The organism is Larkinella humicola (assembly GCF_008727875.1).
Taxonomy (GTDB): domain Bacteria; phylum Bacteroidota; class Bacteroidia; order Cytophagales; family Spirosomataceae; genus Larkinella; species Larkinella humicola.
In genome coordinates, this window is record NZ_VTWS01000007.1 from 152,512 (window position 1) to 169,502 (window position 16,991).

Consider the following 16,991-nt stretch of genomic DNA (forward strand, 5'->3'; position numbering starts at 1 on the left):
CGTAGGCCGCTTGCTCTTACCCGCAGGCTCAGTCTTAAACGAATTTCTATAGTATCATGAAATACAGCCTTAGTATTGTACTTGGATTCCTCAGTCTGACCGGTTTTGCCCAGACGTCGAAGCAACTCAGCCTGTCGAACGGGAAAGTTCAGTTGGTGTGGGAATCGACGGCTGCGGGCTGGCGGTTGCAGAAAATAGCCGCTCAAAAAGGGAAACAATGGCAGACGTTCGCCCAGGCGTCCGGCGAAAACACGGTGTTGTATGCCGCCGAAAAACCGTCGGAACTGCCCCAGCAAACCTTCAAAACCATCACGGGCGAAGAGTTTCCGGGTGAACACTACCATTACCAGACGAAACAATGGGCCGAAAGCACGAACCCGGTTTCGCTGAATACCGCCGGACAGGCCACCCATTTTTTTCCGAAAGAAGGCAAACAGGCCGGTAAAAACAGCCTGACTTTCCGACAGGAGACCGAAACGGCCACGATCAGCACCGAATGGAGTCTGGACCCGAAATTCCCGCAGGACATTGTGGTTAAGCAAACGCTGGTCGCTAAAAAAGGCGGTTATTTTTCGCTGGCAAGCCCTTCAATTGCCACGGTTTCGGAACCCAATCTGGCGTGGGCGACGGTGCCGGGGTATTTTCAGGGGAATACAATGCAGCCCAATTTTGTGCTGGCCTACGCCTACGGGCACGGCATTCCGAGTCTGCCCGTCATCTACCGCGAACGTTGTGCCAGTACGCTCAGTCCGATGATCAGCACCAAAAACGGCTTGACGCTCTCGGTCATTCCGGAACCTGGTCTGGCCCGCGATCCGTGGGCGAACGACAAAATCACGCAAATCGACTGGAACATCGGCCTGTCGCACATGAACCGCAAAGCCCAGCTTTCGCCGACGCTGTATTTTCCGGTGCTGGGCGAACCCAAGTCGGCTTTGAAGTCCGGCGAACGCATCAGCTACACGTTCCGCTACAGCCTGACCAACGGCGACTGGTTCAAGGCACTGAACCATACGGTGTACGATATTTATCAGTTTAAAGAATCGCTGGCGTTGCGGCAAAGCAAACAATCGCTGACCGACCGCATCCAGAAAATGCACCACTACCTGACCGACCCGAAAACGTCGCTCTGGAATGTGGAGGAATTTGAAGGCAAAAAAATCGGGGCGCAGTCGTATCTGGGGGGCGTGGTTGGCTCGAACAAAGACGCCATGAAAAACTCCGACTACGGCGCGATGTGGATGCTGGCAACGGCCACCGGCGATTCGCTGCTGACGAAAAATGTGCTGCCCTACGCCGAAAATTTCAAGCTGGTGCAGCAGGAAACGAACAACGGTTTTTTCAAGGGAGCCGTTGAGGGTCAGTATTATCTGGCCAAATCCAAGAAGTTTGTCGAAGAGTGGGGCGCGGTGGTTGAACCGATTGCGCTGACGTATTACACCTTGCTGGACATTGGGAACATGCTGCTGTTCGAACCGAACGATCAGGAGTTGAAGGAGCGGCTGCGGTTTGGTGCCGAGCGCTTGCTGACCTGGCAAAAACCGGATGGCAGTTGGGCGGTGGCCTACGACAAGAAAACGGAGCAGGAAATTTTCAAGGATGTACAGGATGTTCGACCCACGTTTTACGGCATGATTGTCGCCCACCGCATCCTGAAAGACCCCAAATACCTCGCGGCAGCCCGGAAAGGAGCCGACTGGCTCATCAAAAATGCCGTCGAAACCGGGCGTTTTCTTGGCGTTTGCGGGGATGCCCGCTACGCGCCGGATTTTGCTACCGGCCAGGCGGCCCAGGCGTTTCTGGATTTGTATGATCTGACGAAGGACGAGCGGTACAAAGCAGCCGCCATCACGTCGGCCAAGTTATACACCACCTCGATTTATACGCACCCGATTGCCAGCCACAAACTAAAAACCGTGAATGGCGCCCAGAAAGAAGATTGGGAAATCAGCCAGGCGGGTTTGAGTTTTGAACACGGCGGTATTTTCGGCTCGGCCACGCGGCTTGGCCCGATTCAACTCGCCAGCCACGCCGGGATGTTCATCCGGATGTACGGGCTGACGAAGGAACCGATTTTTGCCGACATGGCGCGGGCCGCAGCCATCGGTCGCGATGCGTTTGTCGATCCCAAAACGAGTGTCGCTTCGTATTACTGGCAGGCCATGAACCGGGGCGCGGGGCCGTATCCGCATCACGCCTGGTGGCAGGTGGGCTGGCTGACGGATTATTTGCTGGCCGAAGCCGAACTGCGTTCGGGAGGTAACGTGGTTTTTCCACGCGGTTTTGTAACGCCTAAAGTGGGGCCGCACCAGACGTACGGTTTTGCGCCGGGCATGGTCAATGGCGAGAAGGCCAGTTTGCTGATCGACGAAAAGCTGGTGAAGATCGATAACGCGTCGGTGGATTATATTCTGGCGAAATCAGACCGGAACGACAAGGTATTTGTGGTTTTGCTGAACAACAGCGCCCAGCCTTCCGATTTCCAATTCACGGCGGGAAGTCAGAAAACCGTCGCGAAAAAGTTGCCGCCTTTTGGGCTGGAAGTGGTGATGATTGAGAATTAACTGATCAAAAGTTGGATGGGAACACGGATGAAACGGATTGGACGGATCAAAACGGATTTTAATCAGCGAAAATCCTTTCAATCCGTTTCATCCGTGTTCCCATTACACACAAACGCTAATAATCTTGAATACAACCATTGATACCGCCGTCATCCTCGTTTTCTCAGCTTTTGTGCTGGGCATCGGGATGCTGTTTGCCCGAACCGGACGCAATCTGAAATCGTTTTTCGCTGGCGGAGAAGCCGTGCCGTGGTTCATTGGCGGCCTGTCGCTGTTCATGAGCTTTTTCTCCGCCGGAACGTTCGTCGCCTGGGGTTCCATCGCCTACAAACACGGCTGGGTCGCCATCACGATTCAGTGGACCATGTGCATCGGGGCTTTGATCACCGGTTTGTACCTCGCGCCCCGCTGGAAAGCCGCCGGGGCGTTGACAGCCGCCGAGTTCATCCGTGAACGGCTGGGGCTGACGGTCCAGAAAGTGTACATTTTCATTTTCACCCTCGTATCGGTTTTTATCAAAGGATCGGTGCTGTATCCGGTAGCCAAACTGGTCAGTTCGTCGCTGAACCTGCCGCTGGTCCCCTGCACCATCGGTCTGGGAATTTTCATGATTGCTTACACCGCCGTCGGCGGACTCTGGGCGGTGATGGTGACCGATATTCTGCAATTTGTGGTGTTGTCAGCCGCCGTGTTCATTCTGTTACCGCTTTCGCTCGACAAAGTGGGCGGTTTCGCCGGTTTTACGAATGCCGTTCCCGACGATTTTTTCAACCTCCTGAACGGCGAATACACCTTCGGATTCGTGGCGGCTTTTGTGATTTACCACATCTGTTACATTGGTGGCAACTGGACGTTCGTGCAGCGGTATACCAGCGTCGACAGTCCGAAATCGGCCCGGAAAGTGGCGTTTCTGTTTGCCGGTTTATACCTCGTCAGTCCGGTCATCTGGATGTTGCCGCCGATGATCTACAAAGCCATCAACCCTTCGCTGACCGGTCTGGATACCGAAAACGCCTACCTGATGATCTGCAAGCTCGTGTTGCCACCGGGTCTCCTGGGGCTGATGCTGACGGGGATGTACTTTTCGACCTCAGCGAGTGCGAACACGGCCTTGAACGTGGTTTCGGCGGTTTTCACCAACGACATCTACAAAGGGTTGATCAACCCGAAAGCGTCGGACAAACAACTGATGCGGGTGGCTCGCGGGTCTTCGTGGTTTTTCGGTATCGGTATGATCATCATTGCGCTGATGGTTCCGGCGGCTGGCGGCATTGTGGAAGTGGTCCTGAGCATTTCGTCCATTTCGGGCGGTCCGCTGCTGGCTCCTCCCCTCTGGGCGTTGTTTTCCAAACGCCTGACCGGAAAAGCGACGCTTTGGGTGACCGGTATTGGTCTGACAGTCAACCTGTTTTTTAAAGCGGTTTCGCCCTGGCTGCTGGATTTCAAACTAACACGCGGAGCGGAAACGATTATTGGCGTCGGCTTACCGCTGTTGCTCTTACTGGCCTATGAACTCTGGGCTCGTTCCCGCGAAAAAGTCGCTGACGAATACCTGACCTATCGCGCGGCTGACAAACAAAAACGGATCGATGCGGCCGAAGCCGTCAGTGAAGAAGAAGCGATTGAAGTGAAGAAACAAAACCGCTTTGGATTGCGGGTGATTGGCGTCTCGCTTGTTTTCACTGCCGTTATGTTGTTCGGACTGAGTTTCCTGACGACGCAGGGGGCCGGCATCACGGCGGTCATTTCCGGGGTAGTTCTGGCCGGTTCCTTTATTCCGTGGCTGGCGTCCCGTCGGGTTCAAATCCCTTCAGGGCTTCAACAACCGGAGAAAATCATCAAAACACATTGATTCCTCACATGAGATACCCTCTGATCATTCTATTTTTAGTACTCCAGTTCGCTACGGTTTCGTTCGGACAATACAGCATTCGCGACCCGAAAGCCATTCCGCTAAACGGCGAATGGGTGTTTGCGATGGACCCGAATGACGTCGGCGAAACCGGAAAATGGTACCGCGAAGAAGCCCCGCTCAACCGCTGGAATAAGGTGACGGTGCCGCATTGTTTTTCGGTCGATCCGCGCTACCAGTTTTATACCGGTACGGCTTGGTATCGCCGGACGTTTCCGTGGCAACCGACTACCGGTAAACGCGTGTTGCTCCACTTCGATGCCGCGTATTATGAAACCGTCGTCTGGCTCAACGGGCAAAAAGTCGGCACGCATGAAGGCGGTTATACGCCCTTTCACTTTGATGTAACGGATTTACTGAAAGCAGGTGCTAATACCATTGCGGTTTCGGTCGATAACAACACCTGGAAGGTCGGCACCATTCCCGGGTCGAAAGACAACAACGAACCGAACGACCCGTTTCCGGGCTGGGTCAACTACGGCGGCTTGATCCGTCCGGTTTACCTGACCGTCGAACCGGCCGTTTATGTCGAAAATGTAAAAATCGAAGCGATGCCCGATCTGGCGAAAGGAACCGCCACGCTGAAGATCAAAACCCGGATTCGCAACACCACCGGCCAAACGAATGCGCCCAAACTGACGTTTCGGGTCGAGCAGGCCGGGAAAGTGATCCCGCTCAACTGGAAACAGCAAGCTGGTCCTGCTGCGAATCAAACCGTGGTGCTGGAAGCCGAAACCGCGCTCAAAACCGCCGACGTGAAACTCTGGAGCATCGACCAGCCGACCTTATACGACGTTCAGGTCATCGCCGGAACCGACACCGTCCGAACGCACTTTGGCATTCGTAAAGTAGAGGTTCGCAATGCCCAACTGCTGCTGAACGGCCAGCCGATCAAAGTAGCGGGCGGAAACCGCGTGGTCGATTACCCGGCTTTGGGGTCATTGGAACCGGATTGGCTCATTGAAAAAGACCTGCGGCTGATGAAGGAAGCGGGCATGGAACTCCACCGCCTGACGCACTACACGCCCTCCGAAACCGTCTACGACTGGGCCGACCGCAACGGGATGCTGATCATCACCGAAGCCGGCAACTGGCAGATTACGCCCCGCTTGATGGACAACGATACCATCCGTACCAAGTTCCGGCAGCAGTTTCGTGAGATGGCCGAGCGCGACTGGAATCACCCCAGCGTCATCGCCTACAGCGTGGGGAATGAATACCTGTCGGAGCAACCCGCCGGGCAGCGCTGGACCAAAGACATGATTGCCTACGCCCGCGAACTCGATCCAACCCGGCTGTACACCTTCGCGTCGATGCGGCTGAACATTCTGCCTAAAAAACCGGAAGACGAAGCCAGCCAGTACTGCGATTTCATCTCGACCAATACGTACGGCAACCATGCCAACATCCTGAAACACATCCACTCGCTGTATCCCGACAAACCGATTTTTATCAGTGAATACGGCACCCGGGCCGATGGCAACACCGGCGAAGCGGGACAGGTGACACACCTTGAAAAGTTCCTGAGCGATGTCCGGCCACTGCCCTACGTGATCGGTGCCTCCTGGTGGTCCTTCAACGATTACCTCAGCCGCCACGACGGCACCAATCCCGACGGCACCCGGCCCTGGGGACTCGTCCGGCACGATCGCTCGAAACGGCCGTTGTATACGACTCACCGGACCGGCATGGCGCCGTTGACAATTGAAAAAATTAGCTGGAAACCCGGCCCCGAAGGCACCCATGCCCTCACGATCCGGCTAACGGCCCGGCCCGATTTCCCGGCGTATGCCCTGAAACAATACCGCCTGAAAACCGGTACAACAACCCAACTAATTCCCGATTTACAACCGGGGCAAACCACTGATTTTACACTTCCGGTTACCGGTTTCGATAAAACAATGACCGTTGAGGTTATGAAACCGACGGGCTTTTCAATTCTTACGCAAACGATTGATCTGACGAATGATACGCGAACAAGCAACCGATAAACGAAGTCCGAAAACCGTTCGGTACGAGGCTGATTTGGTGGTGGTAGGCGGAGGGCTTTCCGGTACCTGTTGTGCCATTACGGCGGCCCGGGCGGGCATCCAGGTGGTGCTGGTGCAAGACCGGCCCGTCCTGGGCGGCAACGCTTCCAGCGAAGTCCGGCTCTGGGTTCTGGGAGCCACCTCGCACATGGGCAATAACAACCGCTGGGCGCGCGAAGGCGGTTTTATTGACGAGCTTCTGCTCGAAAACCTGTACCGGAATCCGGAAGGAAATCCGCTGATTTTTGACACAATCCTCCTCGAAAAGGTTGTCAACGAGCCGAATATCAAGCTCCTGCTGAACACGGCGGTCTACGAAGTGGAGAAATCCGATGCCGAAACCATTACGGGACTGAAGGCGTTTTGCAGCCAGAACAGCACGGCCTATGAGTTGGTGGCTCCGCTTTTCTGCGATGCTTCGGGCGATGGCGTGGTGGCATTCCAGGCCGGGGCCGCGTTCCGGATGGGCGCCGAGTCGCGGGAGGAGTTTGGGGAGAAATTTGCGCCCACCGCCGAATATGGCGAACTATTGGGGCATTCGCTCTATTTCTACTCGAAAGACACCGGCAAACCGGTGCGGTTCGTGCCACCTTCCTACGCATTGCAGGACATCACCCAGATTCCGCGCTACCGACGCTTCAATACCAAAGAATTCGGTTGTCAATTGTGGTGGATCGAATACGGCGGACGGCTCGATACGGTTCACGAAACTGAAACCATCAAGTGGGAACTCTGGAAAGTGGTCTACGGCGTCTGGAATCACATCAAGAATTCCGGGCAGTTTCCCGAAGCCGAAACGATGACCCTCGAGTGGGTCGGGCAGATTCCCGGCAAGCGCGAAAGCCGCCGGTTTGAAGGCGATTACATGTTGAAACAACAGGATGTGGTCGAACAGCGAACGCATCCCGACGCCGTGGCATTCGGTGGCTGGTCGCTGGACCTCCACCCCGCCGATGGCGTTTTTTCCGAAAAACCGGGTTGCAACCAGTGGCACAGCAAGGGGCTTTACCAGCTTCCGTACCGCTCTTTTTACAGCCGGAACATCAAAAACCTGTTCATTGCCGGACGGATCATCAGTGCGTCGCATGTCGCTTTTGCTTCCTCACGGGTGATGGGAACGAGTGCGCACGGCGGACAGGCCGTTGGCATGGCCGCAGCCTTGTGTGCCCGCGACGGTCTGCTGCCCCGCGACCTGACCGAACCGGCCCGAATGCGGGAACTGCAACAGGAACTGCTGAAAACCGGTCAGCATATTCCGGGTTTAGTACTCCATGACGACAACGATTTAACCCGAAAAGCCACCCTCTCGGCATCCAGCGAACTGATTTTGAACGAGTTGCCAGCCGACGGACCTCTGGTGCCGCTAACGGCCTCAGCCGCTCAGATGCTGCCGTTGCCTGCCGGGCCGGTTCCCGGTGTGACGGTTTGGGTCAGTGCCGACCAGGCCACAACCCTGACGGTTGAACTGCGTCGCAGCAGCAAACCCGACAATCACACGCCGGACGTGACCCTTCAAACCCTGACCCTTTCGCTGCCAAAAGGCAAACAGAAACTGGATCTGAATTTTGAATACGTCCTGGAAGAACCGGGGTATGTGTTCATAACTTTCCAGAAAAATGAACACATCCGGCTGCAATACAGTGCGTTGCGCGTGACGGGTATCCTGTCGGTTTTCAACAAAATCAATGCGGCTGTTTCCAACTTTGGCAAACAGGAACCGACGGAGGACATCGGCGTGGATGCGTTTGAGTTCTGGACGCCCGAACGGAGACCCAAAGGCCAGAATATTGCCTTGAAAATCGATTCCGGTATTGCGCTTTTTGGCGTCGAAAATCTGCGCAACGGGATTCAGCGGCCGACGAATCAACCCAATGCCTACGTAGCGGCCCCCAACGATCCGAATCCGACGGTTACTTTAAGCTGGCCTTCACTCCAGCGCATCGGCCGAGTGGAACTGTTCTTCGACGGCGACTTCGACCACCCGCTCGAAACCGTGATTATGACGCATCCGGAGACGGAAGTCCCGTTTTGTGTTCGTCAATACATCCTCTGTAATGATCGCAACGAGCGTATTTTTCAGGAAAGCGACAATCACCAAACCCGCAATACGATCCGGTTTGAGCAGCCCGTCGAAACCCGCAGCCTGACCATTCACCTGAAAACCATGAATGGGCCGGTTCCGGCGGCTTTACTGGAGGTGCGGTGTTACGCCGAATAGCATTCGAACTTTCCCAATTCCCGGGTTATTCCCGAATCGGATTAGTCGGTTCGGGAATAACTCTTTATAAATCAGCCAAAAGAAATAATTTGTTTTCGTAACTAATAAAGCCTATCTAGCGTTATATCCAGTATATGGTGCAGCTTCTCCATCATCGATTTTGGCTTCCTGGTTGACAAGTACCGATAGGCTGCCACTCTTCTTTTTTGTAAAGCACTGTATTTCAGAGTAGATATCATGATTATCGAGTTGGTCTGATCATGGTAAAACGACCGCCTGGTGCCTTTATCAACCGGTTTGTTGGCCGCTCTTTCACTATTAAACAACATAGAGAAAATGGTACATGCGATTCATTTGCTGAAAGAAAAAATTAAAACGATCGGAGTAACGCAATGGAACAACCTGCTTCATCGGGTTTTCCGGCCGGTTATCGGACCTTCACAATCCATTTACGATTCAGTGGGGAACGGCATGTTTGGATTCGATCAGGCCCCGGCCAAAAGTTATCAATTGATTCCCGTCGAAACGAATAAACCCACTTTTCAACCACAGAAATCGAAGCAGTATCTTCTGGAAGATATTCGCTAATCGACTACACGTTGAAAACGATTTCAGTAAGCAGTCTTTCTGTGAATTGACCCGCTTATTGGACCATTTGCTCCGAAAATTCGGGCAAATACAATGACTTTTTATTTTACAAAATGAACGAATTAGCCACCAAGCTCCAAAAAATGCAGGAATTTGGCACACCCACCGTCGGTGGTTATGTCATTACAAACTTTTACCGGTCTAACGCCCACAGTGGGCCAACCACCTATCGGTTGCATTTTAAAAGAGAAAAAGATTTAACACCTCCTTCGTTTGACGTTGTCATTCAATACACCGAAGCATTTCAGGTAGACTACAAAGATCCGGGGCACGATACGGAACGGCTTACGTTTCCTACGTATGAATCGGTTATGGCCTATCTAGCCGCCAAGTAGTACCCAAATCCATACATTCTATAGACGCGAAGTTGAGTCGTGGAGAAATGATCTGATCATTTTCCAGCTCAGTTTCGCGTTTTTATTTTTAAAATAATCTACTATACTATCAATATATTTACAGAACCTCCTTGTTGTTAAAAATATATAATTTTGCACAATTCCAACATATCTAAGAGATACCTTCTGATAACGAAGGAGTTAAAAACCGCATTGATTTTATCTATACTGCATCAATAAATCGAATTTACATCCTACCTACTTTTTTTGCATTTTTGTACATAATTTAGATTATACAACCTGTATAAATACTTGCAAACCATGAAAAATCAAATTGTTTCCGTCGGATCAACATTTCCGGATTTCAAAAAACTGGCCGTTGTATCGCTGGACAAAGGCAACGAGTTTTATGAAATTTCATCAGACGATCACAAGAACGCCGGCAAATGGCTGGTGATGTTCTGGTGGCCGAAAGACTTTACGTTCGTATGCCCTACCGAAATCGCCGAGTTCAACAACAAGTTCGAGGATTTCGCCGACCGGGATACAATCGTGATTGGTGCTTCGACCGACAGTGAATTCGTTCACCTGGCGTGGCGCAAAAACCACGACGACCTGCGTGGCCTGAAATTCCCGATGCTGGCCGATACGTCAAAATCGCTGGCCGAAGAGCTGGGCATTCTGGAAGCCAACGAAAAAATTGCTTACCGAGTTACGTACATCGTTGACCCCCAGGGCATTATTCGTTGGGTTTCGGTAAATGACCTGTCTGTTGGCCGGAACGTAAACGAAGTCATCCGCGTTCTGGATGCCCTGCAAACCGACGAGCTTTGCCCCTGCAACTGGGTAAAAGGCGAAGAAACGCTAACGGCTTAATTTTACTTGTGAATGAGCGAATGATAGAAAGAGTGAATAGCTCCGCCAAATGAAACTCCCTGCGGAGCTATTCACTCTTTCTATCATTCACTCATTCTATCATTCAAAAGATGACCACTTCCATTCAAAACGAAACCATCCTGTCGCTGCTGACCAATCTGGGATTGGATACCGCGGCCTCCTATCCGGCGCTTGAAACGCTGGGACAGGTTGACCACCGGTATTTGCGCGATCTGAAAATCAACGTTGGCAATGTACTGAACAGCAGCCAGCATCTGTCGAAAAAGCACGCCTATCTGCTGGCGGTGTCGGTTGCAGCAAACGAAAAATACCAGCCGCTGATCGATAGTTTTTCAGCCATTGCCCGTCAGGAAGGTGCCACCGACGCCGAAATCGCCGAAACGCTGGCCTGCACGTCGCTGTTGAGCACCAACAACGTTTTTTACAGATTCCGGCACTTCACCGGAAAAGACTACTACCAACAAACGCAACCCGGTATCCGGATGAGCATCATGATGAATCCGGTGTTGGGAAAAGAATTTTTCGAGTTGGTTAGCCTGGTTGTTTCAGCCGTCAACGGGTGTGAATTGTGCGTTACTTCGCACGAAGAAAGCGTGTTGAAACACGGTGCCACGGAGGCCCGGGTATTCGACGCCATCCGGTTAGGATCGGTCGTGAAAGGACTGATTACCATTCTATAACGCATTACCTACACTTCATCGACGAACCTGCGGGGCTTTTTAAAGTCTCGCAGGTTTTTTTTTGCCAAATAATAAAACAAGCTCTCAATGTAACCACTTACCATACATTTTAAATAAGTTTACCTGTCAAAAATACCTACTCCCTCCTCTAACACGATAGCATGAAAAAGTTACTACGAATTTTGTTAATCGCCGTTGGCGTCATTGTGTTGATCGGTATAGGCGGTTTCGCCTATGTGAAACTGGCACTGCCCGATGTCGGCCCGGCGCCGGAGCTAACGATTCAGGCCGACTCGGTGCAAATTGCCCGGGGCCGGTATCTGGCCAACCACGTGGCCGTTTGTGTCGATTGCCATTCCGAACGGGACTGGAACATCGTGAGCGGCCCGGTTATTCCGGGAACCGAAGGCAAGGGTGGTGAAGCCTTCACCCGCGAAATGGGCTTTCCGGGTGTTTATTACGCCCGCAACATCACCCCGGCCCACCTGAGCGGCTGGAGTGACGGGGAAATTTACCGCGCCATTACGACGGGGGTCAGCAAAGACGGAAGTCCGTTGTTTCCGGTTATGCCCTACGGCAATTTCGGTCAGGCCGATCCGGAAGACATCAAAGCCATCATTGCCTACGTGCGCACCCTGAAACCAATCGAAAACAAGTCCATTCCGGCACCCGAGTCGGACTTTCCGATGAGTTTGATCATCAACACTATTCCGACCCAAACCGAGGGCGGCAAGCGTCCGGATCCGGCCGATTCCGTTGCCTATGGAAAATACCTGACAACGTTTGCCAGTTGTGGCGACTGCCACACACCCGTCGACGACAAGGGTCAGCCGCTTCCAGGAATGGCCTTTGCCGGAGGACGGCAATTTCCGATGCCCGTCGGAACCGTTCGCGCGATGAATCTGACGCCTGATGCAGAAACGGGACTGGGTTCGTGGACAAAGCAGGCTTTCATTGCCCGCTTCAAAGCCGCCGAAAAGGATTTCAAACACCCCTCTACCGGCGAATTTGAAGGATTCAATACCATCATGCCCTGGATGATGTATGCCGGCATGAGCGAGCAGGACTTAGGAGCCATTTTTACTTACCTCAAAACCGTTCAACCGGTGAAGAACGCCGTCGTGCGGTTCACGCCGAAGGGGAAAGAAGTCGCGAGTCGATGAATAAAAATGACGGCCTACATTCATGTGGGCCGTCATTCGCCCCCGTTTCGCTAAAAAGTGGTTTTCCGAAAATTCCACGCCTTTTAATCAAAACCCGCCTGGTGATCTGCCGTTTAATCAAATAGCCGTTGTCCTTTCGGGGGAAAAGTCGACTATTGCACGGTTTAATAACCGACCTGCCCTCGATCATGCCTTACAACCTCGCTCTTCTGGACGACCATCGGGTGGTGCTTGAAAGCTTTGCGAATTTACTCGCTACTTTTGACCGCTTTCGGGTGATCGGAACGGCTATCGATCCAGCTTCTCTGTTTGACATTCTGGAGCAGCAGCCAATCAACGTGCTGATTACCGATTTACTGATGCCAACCGGAAACGGAACCGAGCTGATTCCGATGGTAAAATCCCGGTTCCCGAACCTGGCTATTCTGGTTTTATCCGGCTCGTATGATCCCGTTTTGGTGCAGCAGGTGATGCAGGCGGGTGCCAGTGGCTACATGACGAAAACCGCCGACAAAACCGAGCTTTTTGATGCCATTCTGGCCGTTGCCGCCGGTCGCCGGTACATTGACAGCCGGGTATTTTCAGTGGAAGAAACCGTGCTGGTTCCTCCCGCCAGCCATCCCCTCACCGATCGTGAAACGCAAATTGCCAGCCTGATTGTGGAGGAATTATCCAGTATGGAAATTGCCAACCGGCTGTTTATATCGTTCAATACCGTTGAAACACACCGCAAACGGATTTATCAAAAACTGGGGGTAACAACGGCATTGGGCTTAATGAAATATTTGCTAAAACGGGGGTTTCTGAAACAGTAAGGGGCCGCGTCGTGCTGGCTTTGGTCCTATTCTCTTCGCTTGATTCCATCCAAAACTGGGCTCCGACGGTCTCGGTCCGCTCCCGGATGTTGTGCAATCCCGTGCCAACTTCCGTCGCATGAAGGATGCCAACACCGTCATCGTTGAATTCCAAAGTCAGGCAGTCGTCGTGCTGCCCCCTTTTTTTCTTCTTTGTCAAACTCCGCGAGACTCTTTTATACATACGCCACTGTCTCGTCATATTCTCCGTTCCAGCAGGCTATCTACGCACTCCTGATCCGTATTTCGGTTAAAGTTAAACGGCGGAGTCTCAAAAGGCGAACCATTTGAAAGCAAAATCACCGAAATCCGTGATCCAAAATCACGGATTTCGGTGATTTTTCAAAAAAAAGGATTCAGGACATTTGTACCGGTAATTTTCTGATACACACCCTATAGAGAATCTTCTTACGCCTTGAAACGAATCACGTTAGCCACCGCTTATTTAACGGCCATCGGCATTCTGGCTTTTCTCCAGTCGCCCGGTTTATTACTCGTCTGTGACCATGTCTTCGGGCCGTTGTCGCCCGTCGATCAGCCACCGACACTCACCATCCGGGAAGGCAACTGGCTGGCTCCTGTTCCCTTCCAACCTTTTCAGGTTTCGCCCACTCGCCAACTTCCCGACATTCAGATTGTCCATCAGTAAGTATCCCTCACTGAATCCTTCCATCTCATCATGAAAACCGTTTTTATTTCCCTGATCACCGTCCTGTGTGCGTTGATTTGGTCTGGCATTTCCCGTTTCGATGTCTACGATACTGACGACTCCGACATCACCTGGGATGAAATTGACGAGGACTTATGGCCTTAGACCCTCTTCATTTCAACGCATCCCAGGTCCTATGAACCACCTGAAAAATAACCACCCGGTGGCCGGCTTTGATCTTTTTATTACCCCTTCTGTACCCCCGTAAAGTGGAGACCAGAAACCACTTTAAAAAACGGAATGAAATCGAAAAACCAAATGTGTATTCAACCAAAAACCAACGATTATGCCTAAGTATGTCATTGAAAGGGAAATTCCGGGAGCCGGGAAGTTAACCCATGCCCAATTGAAAGCCATTTCACAAACCTCCTGCAACGTGCTCAATAAGATGGGGCCTCAAATTCAGTGGGTTCATAGCTATGTAGCAACCGATAAACTTTACTGCGTTTACAATGCGCTAAACGAAGACATGATTCGAGAGCACGCCAGACAGGGCGGGTTTCCGGCCAATTCGATCATGGAAGTTTCCGTCATTATCGACCCGGTCACGGCCGAATAGTTTGTTTTTTAAAATTGGTTACCTTGCTACATGAATGCAGAAGAACTTAGAAACCGGCAGGCGCCACTCAAGGATCAATACCGCAGACAACCCGAGTCTGCAATCCTAACGCTGAAAGCAACGGGAAAAATCGGCGAAGGCATTTCGTGCAAAGTGGAAACCGGCCGCGCAATGGTCGAAGCCGGGTTGCATCCCGCAACGGGTGGCGACGGTCTTCTGGCCTGTTCAGGGGATATGCTTCTGGAAGCCCTGGTCGCTTGCGCCGGTGTGACCTTACGCGCCGTTTCAACGGCCATCGGTATTGAGCTGAAAGACGGCACGATAACCGCCGAGGGCGATCTGGATTTTCGCGGAACCCTGGGCGTTTCCAGGGAAGCACCCGTAGGTTTTCAAACCATTCGTCTGGCTTTCAATCTGGCTACCGATGCATCGGCGGAACAGCTTCAGACACTGGCCAGGTTGACCGAGCGGTATTGCGTCGTTTATCAGACGCTAACGCAGGGCGTTTCGGTGAAAACCACATTTACATTTTTATGAGTCGATGTGAACACCCTGATCAGGGATCAATCTAAAAGATCAATTGAATTAGTTATTGGAGGCTTGAAACAAGCGAAGGCCCGCAGAGCAGCGGGCCTTCGTTATTCCGGGTCTTCCTGAACATCGACGCCCAGGTAAATTTCGTTCATGGGAATCTCCGCGTCGACGGACTCCAGCCGAACCACATCCGTTAGTTTCCAATACAACGCAATCCGCCAGAGGTCATTTTCTACCTCGGTAAAAACCTCGACCAGAGCATCGTCTGGACTGATTTGAACATATTCCCGGAATGAAGGTATCTGACGGTACAAACTAAATTTTTTGCGTTTGTCGTATCCCTTGGTTGATGGAGAGAAAACTTCAACGATAACCACAGGATTACTGGCAGCATTTGTATTGGGTAGATAGCTCAGCTACGGTCCACAAATGACGCTGGCGTCGGGGTAAACATACTGACTTTCAGAGATTGCCAGAGCTAAGTCAGAATTATAAGCGCGGCACGGTTTGTTGCGCATGGCACGGCGAAGTTCAGATCCAATATTGTTGGCAATAAGACTATGTGCCGGAGTTCCGCCCGACATGTTATAAATTACGCCGTCAATGTACTCGTGTTTAACATTTGACTCCTGCTCCAGCGCAACATACTCTCCAACGGTGTAGTAATTTTTGTTAACTGCCTGTCTCATTTTACATCCTGATTCTGAAGACCCTAATATACTGAAAATCTGACATTAGGCCGTCCGCTTCACCAGGTCGACCAGTGTTTCGATCCAGATGGGACTATCGTTCAGGCTTTCGACCAACTGCCAGTGTTCACCGCCGTGTTTTTCAAACAATTCCTTGTATTCGACGCCCACCTCAATGATGGTTTCCAGACAGTCGGCCACAAACGCCGGGGAGAAAGCCAGCACACTCTTGACGCCTTTTTTCGCCAGTTGCGGGATCACATCATCCGTATACGGTTGAATCCAGGGATTTTTTCCCAGTCTGGACTGAAAACAGGTGGTATATTTCCCTTCGGGAATACCGAGCTCCTTCACCAGTCGCCGGGTGGTATCGAAACACTGCGCCCGGTAACAATACTGGTTCATAGCGTGCAGTGAATCGCAGCAATCACCCAGTTTACACACCTTGCCCGTCACGTCGCCTTTCAGGATCTGGCGTTCGGGCAAACCGTGGTAGCTGAACAGTACATGGTCGTAGTCTTCCTGCGCCAGGTATTTCCGACCCAGCCGGACAAATCCTTCAATGAATTTGGGATGATCGGAGAACCGGTTGGTGAACCGGATCTGTGGAATCACCTGCCACTTGCCGACGATTTCCATCACTTTCTCGTACACCGAACCTGTACTGGCCGAGGCATACTGCGGAAAAAAGGGAATGACAATGATCTCGGTCAAACCCAGTTGCTGAAACGCCGAAAGACCGGCATCGATGCTCGGATTCTGATACCGCATCGCCAGTTTTACCACGTAATCGTCACCCAATGCCTTTTGCAGCTCCCGCTCCACCACTTCACCGTAATACTTTAAGGGAGAGCCATTTGCGGTCCATACCTCCCCGTAGACCTTCGCCGATTTGGGAGCGCGAAACGGTGCGATGATTCCATTGACTAGAAACGTGCGGGACACCACCGGAATGTCGATCACCCGACCATCCATCAAAAACTCACGGAGGTATTTTCGGACATCCGGCACCGACGGGCTGTCGGGCGTGCCCAGGTTGACAATCAGAACGCCGGTTTTACCGGGCTGTTTCTGAACGGATATTGATTGCTGCAAAACAGGCAGGGCCTGACCGGGTACTTCCATAGCGAGTAACTTGATTGACAAATCAAAATTACAACGGAATTGGTATCAACTCAATCACTATGTTTTATTTTTGT

14 protein-coding genes and 1 pseudogene are annotated in these 16,991 nt (G+C 52.1%); 13 read left to right on the forward strand and 2 right to left on the reverse strand.

The genetic code is table 11. The features are described from left to right. Nucleotides 1–56 precede the first annotated feature (56 nt). The 13 genes from F0P93_RS24680 (at nucleotide 57) to F0P93_RS24740 (ending at nucleotide 15,106) form a co-directional block, all read left to right on the forward strand. Nucleotides 57–2,564 carry a glycoside hydrolase family protein gene (locus F0P93_RS24680; protein WP_150880407.1) on the forward strand — a complete coding sequence of 836 codons (2,508 nt, stop codon included), beginning with the start codon at nucleotides 57–59 and terminating at the stop codon, nucleotides 2,562–2,564. Nucleotides 2,565–2,688: 124 nt separating this feature from the next. Next, nucleotides 2,689–4,416: a sodium:solute symporter family protein gene (locus F0P93_RS24685; RefSeq protein WP_150880408.1), complete on the forward strand. Its 1,728-nt coding sequence runs from the start codon at nucleotides 2,689–2,691 to the stop codon at nucleotides 4,414–4,416. A gap of 8 nt (nucleotides 4,417–4,424) precedes the next feature. After that, nucleotides 4,425–6,467, forward strand: coding sequence for a glycoside hydrolase family 2 protein (locus F0P93_RS24690; RefSeq protein ID WP_150880409.1), 2,043 nt, complete (start codon nucleotides 4,425–4,427; stop codon nucleotides 6,465–6,467). Continuing rightward, on the forward strand, nucleotides 6,442–8,724 hold the full coding sequence (locus F0P93_RS24695; protein WP_150880410.1) for an FAD-dependent oxidoreductase: 2,283 nt from the start codon (nucleotides 6,442–6,444) through the stop codon (nucleotides 8,722–8,724). The genes F0P93_RS24690 and F0P93_RS24695 overlap by 26 nt, the downstream gene beginning before the upstream one ends. Before the next feature lie 336 nt (nucleotides 8,725–9,060). After that, a complete protein-coding gene (locus tag F0P93_RS24700; protein ID WP_114406184.1) occupies nucleotides 9,061–9,312 on the forward strand; it encodes a hypothetical protein in 252 nt (83 codons plus the stop codon). A 113-nt stretch (nucleotides 9,313–9,425) separates the two neighbouring features. Continuing rightward, nucleotides 9,426–9,707: a hypothetical protein gene (locus F0P93_RS24705; protein ID WP_114406185.1), complete on the forward strand. Its 282-nt coding sequence runs from the start codon at nucleotides 9,426–9,428 to the stop codon at nucleotides 9,705–9,707. A gap of 321 nt (nucleotides 9,708–10,028) precedes the next feature. After that, complete coding sequence (locus F0P93_RS24710; RefSeq protein WP_114406186.1) at nucleotides 10,029–10,583, forward strand: peroxiredoxin; 555 nt, start codon at nucleotides 10,029–10,031, stop codon at nucleotides 10,581–10,583. 110 nt (nucleotides 10,584–10,693) lie between these two features. Beyond that, entirely contained in the window at nucleotides 10,694–11,284 is a 591-nt protein-coding gene (locus F0P93_RS24715) for a carboxymuconolactone decarboxylase family protein (RefSeq protein WP_150880411.1), read from the forward strand. A 161-nt stretch (nucleotides 11,285–11,445) separates the two neighbouring features. Further along, nucleotides 11,446–12,447, forward strand: a complete 1,002-nt coding sequence (locus tag F0P93_RS24720; RefSeq protein ID WP_150880412.1) for a c-type cytochrome — start codon at nucleotides 11,446–11,448, stop codon at nucleotides 12,445–12,447. Between the two features lie 188 nt (nucleotides 12,448–12,635). Beyond that, nucleotides 12,636–13,262, forward strand: a complete 627-nt coding sequence (locus F0P93_RS24725; protein WP_150880413.1) for a response regulator — start codon at nucleotides 12,636–12,638, stop codon at nucleotides 13,260–13,262. Between the two features lie 454 nt (nucleotides 13,263–13,716). Continuing rightward, a complete protein-coding gene (locus tag F0P93_RS24730) occupies nucleotides 13,717–13,950 on the forward strand; it encodes a hypothetical protein (protein WP_150880414.1) in 234 nt (77 codons plus the stop codon). Nucleotides 13,951–14,296: 346 nt separating this feature from the next. Continuing rightward, on the forward strand, nucleotides 14,297–14,569 hold the full coding sequence (locus tag F0P93_RS24735) for a DUF4242 domain-containing protein (RefSeq protein WP_150880415.1): 273 nt from the start codon (nucleotides 14,297–14,299) through the stop codon (nucleotides 14,567–14,569). A gap of 30 nt (nucleotides 14,570–14,599) precedes the next feature. Beyond that, complete coding sequence (locus F0P93_RS24740; protein ID WP_150880416.1) at nucleotides 14,600–15,106, forward strand: OsmC family protein; 507 nt, start codon at nucleotides 14,600–14,602, stop codon at nucleotides 15,104–15,106. A gap of 101 nt (nucleotides 15,107–15,207) precedes the next feature. On the opposite strand, the pseudogene F0P93_RS31765 reads toward F0P93_RS24740, so the two are convergent. Beyond that, nucleotides 15,208–15,792, reverse strand: a pseudogene (locus F0P93_RS31765) (Uma2 family endonuclease). 45 nt (nucleotides 15,793–15,837) lie between these two features. After that, a complete protein-coding gene (gene hemH, locus F0P93_RS24755) occupies nucleotides 15,838–16,917 on the reverse strand; it encodes a ferrochelatase (RefSeq protein ID WP_150880419.1) in 1,080 nt (359 codons plus the stop codon). Nucleotides 16,918–16,991 lie beyond the last annotated feature (74 nt).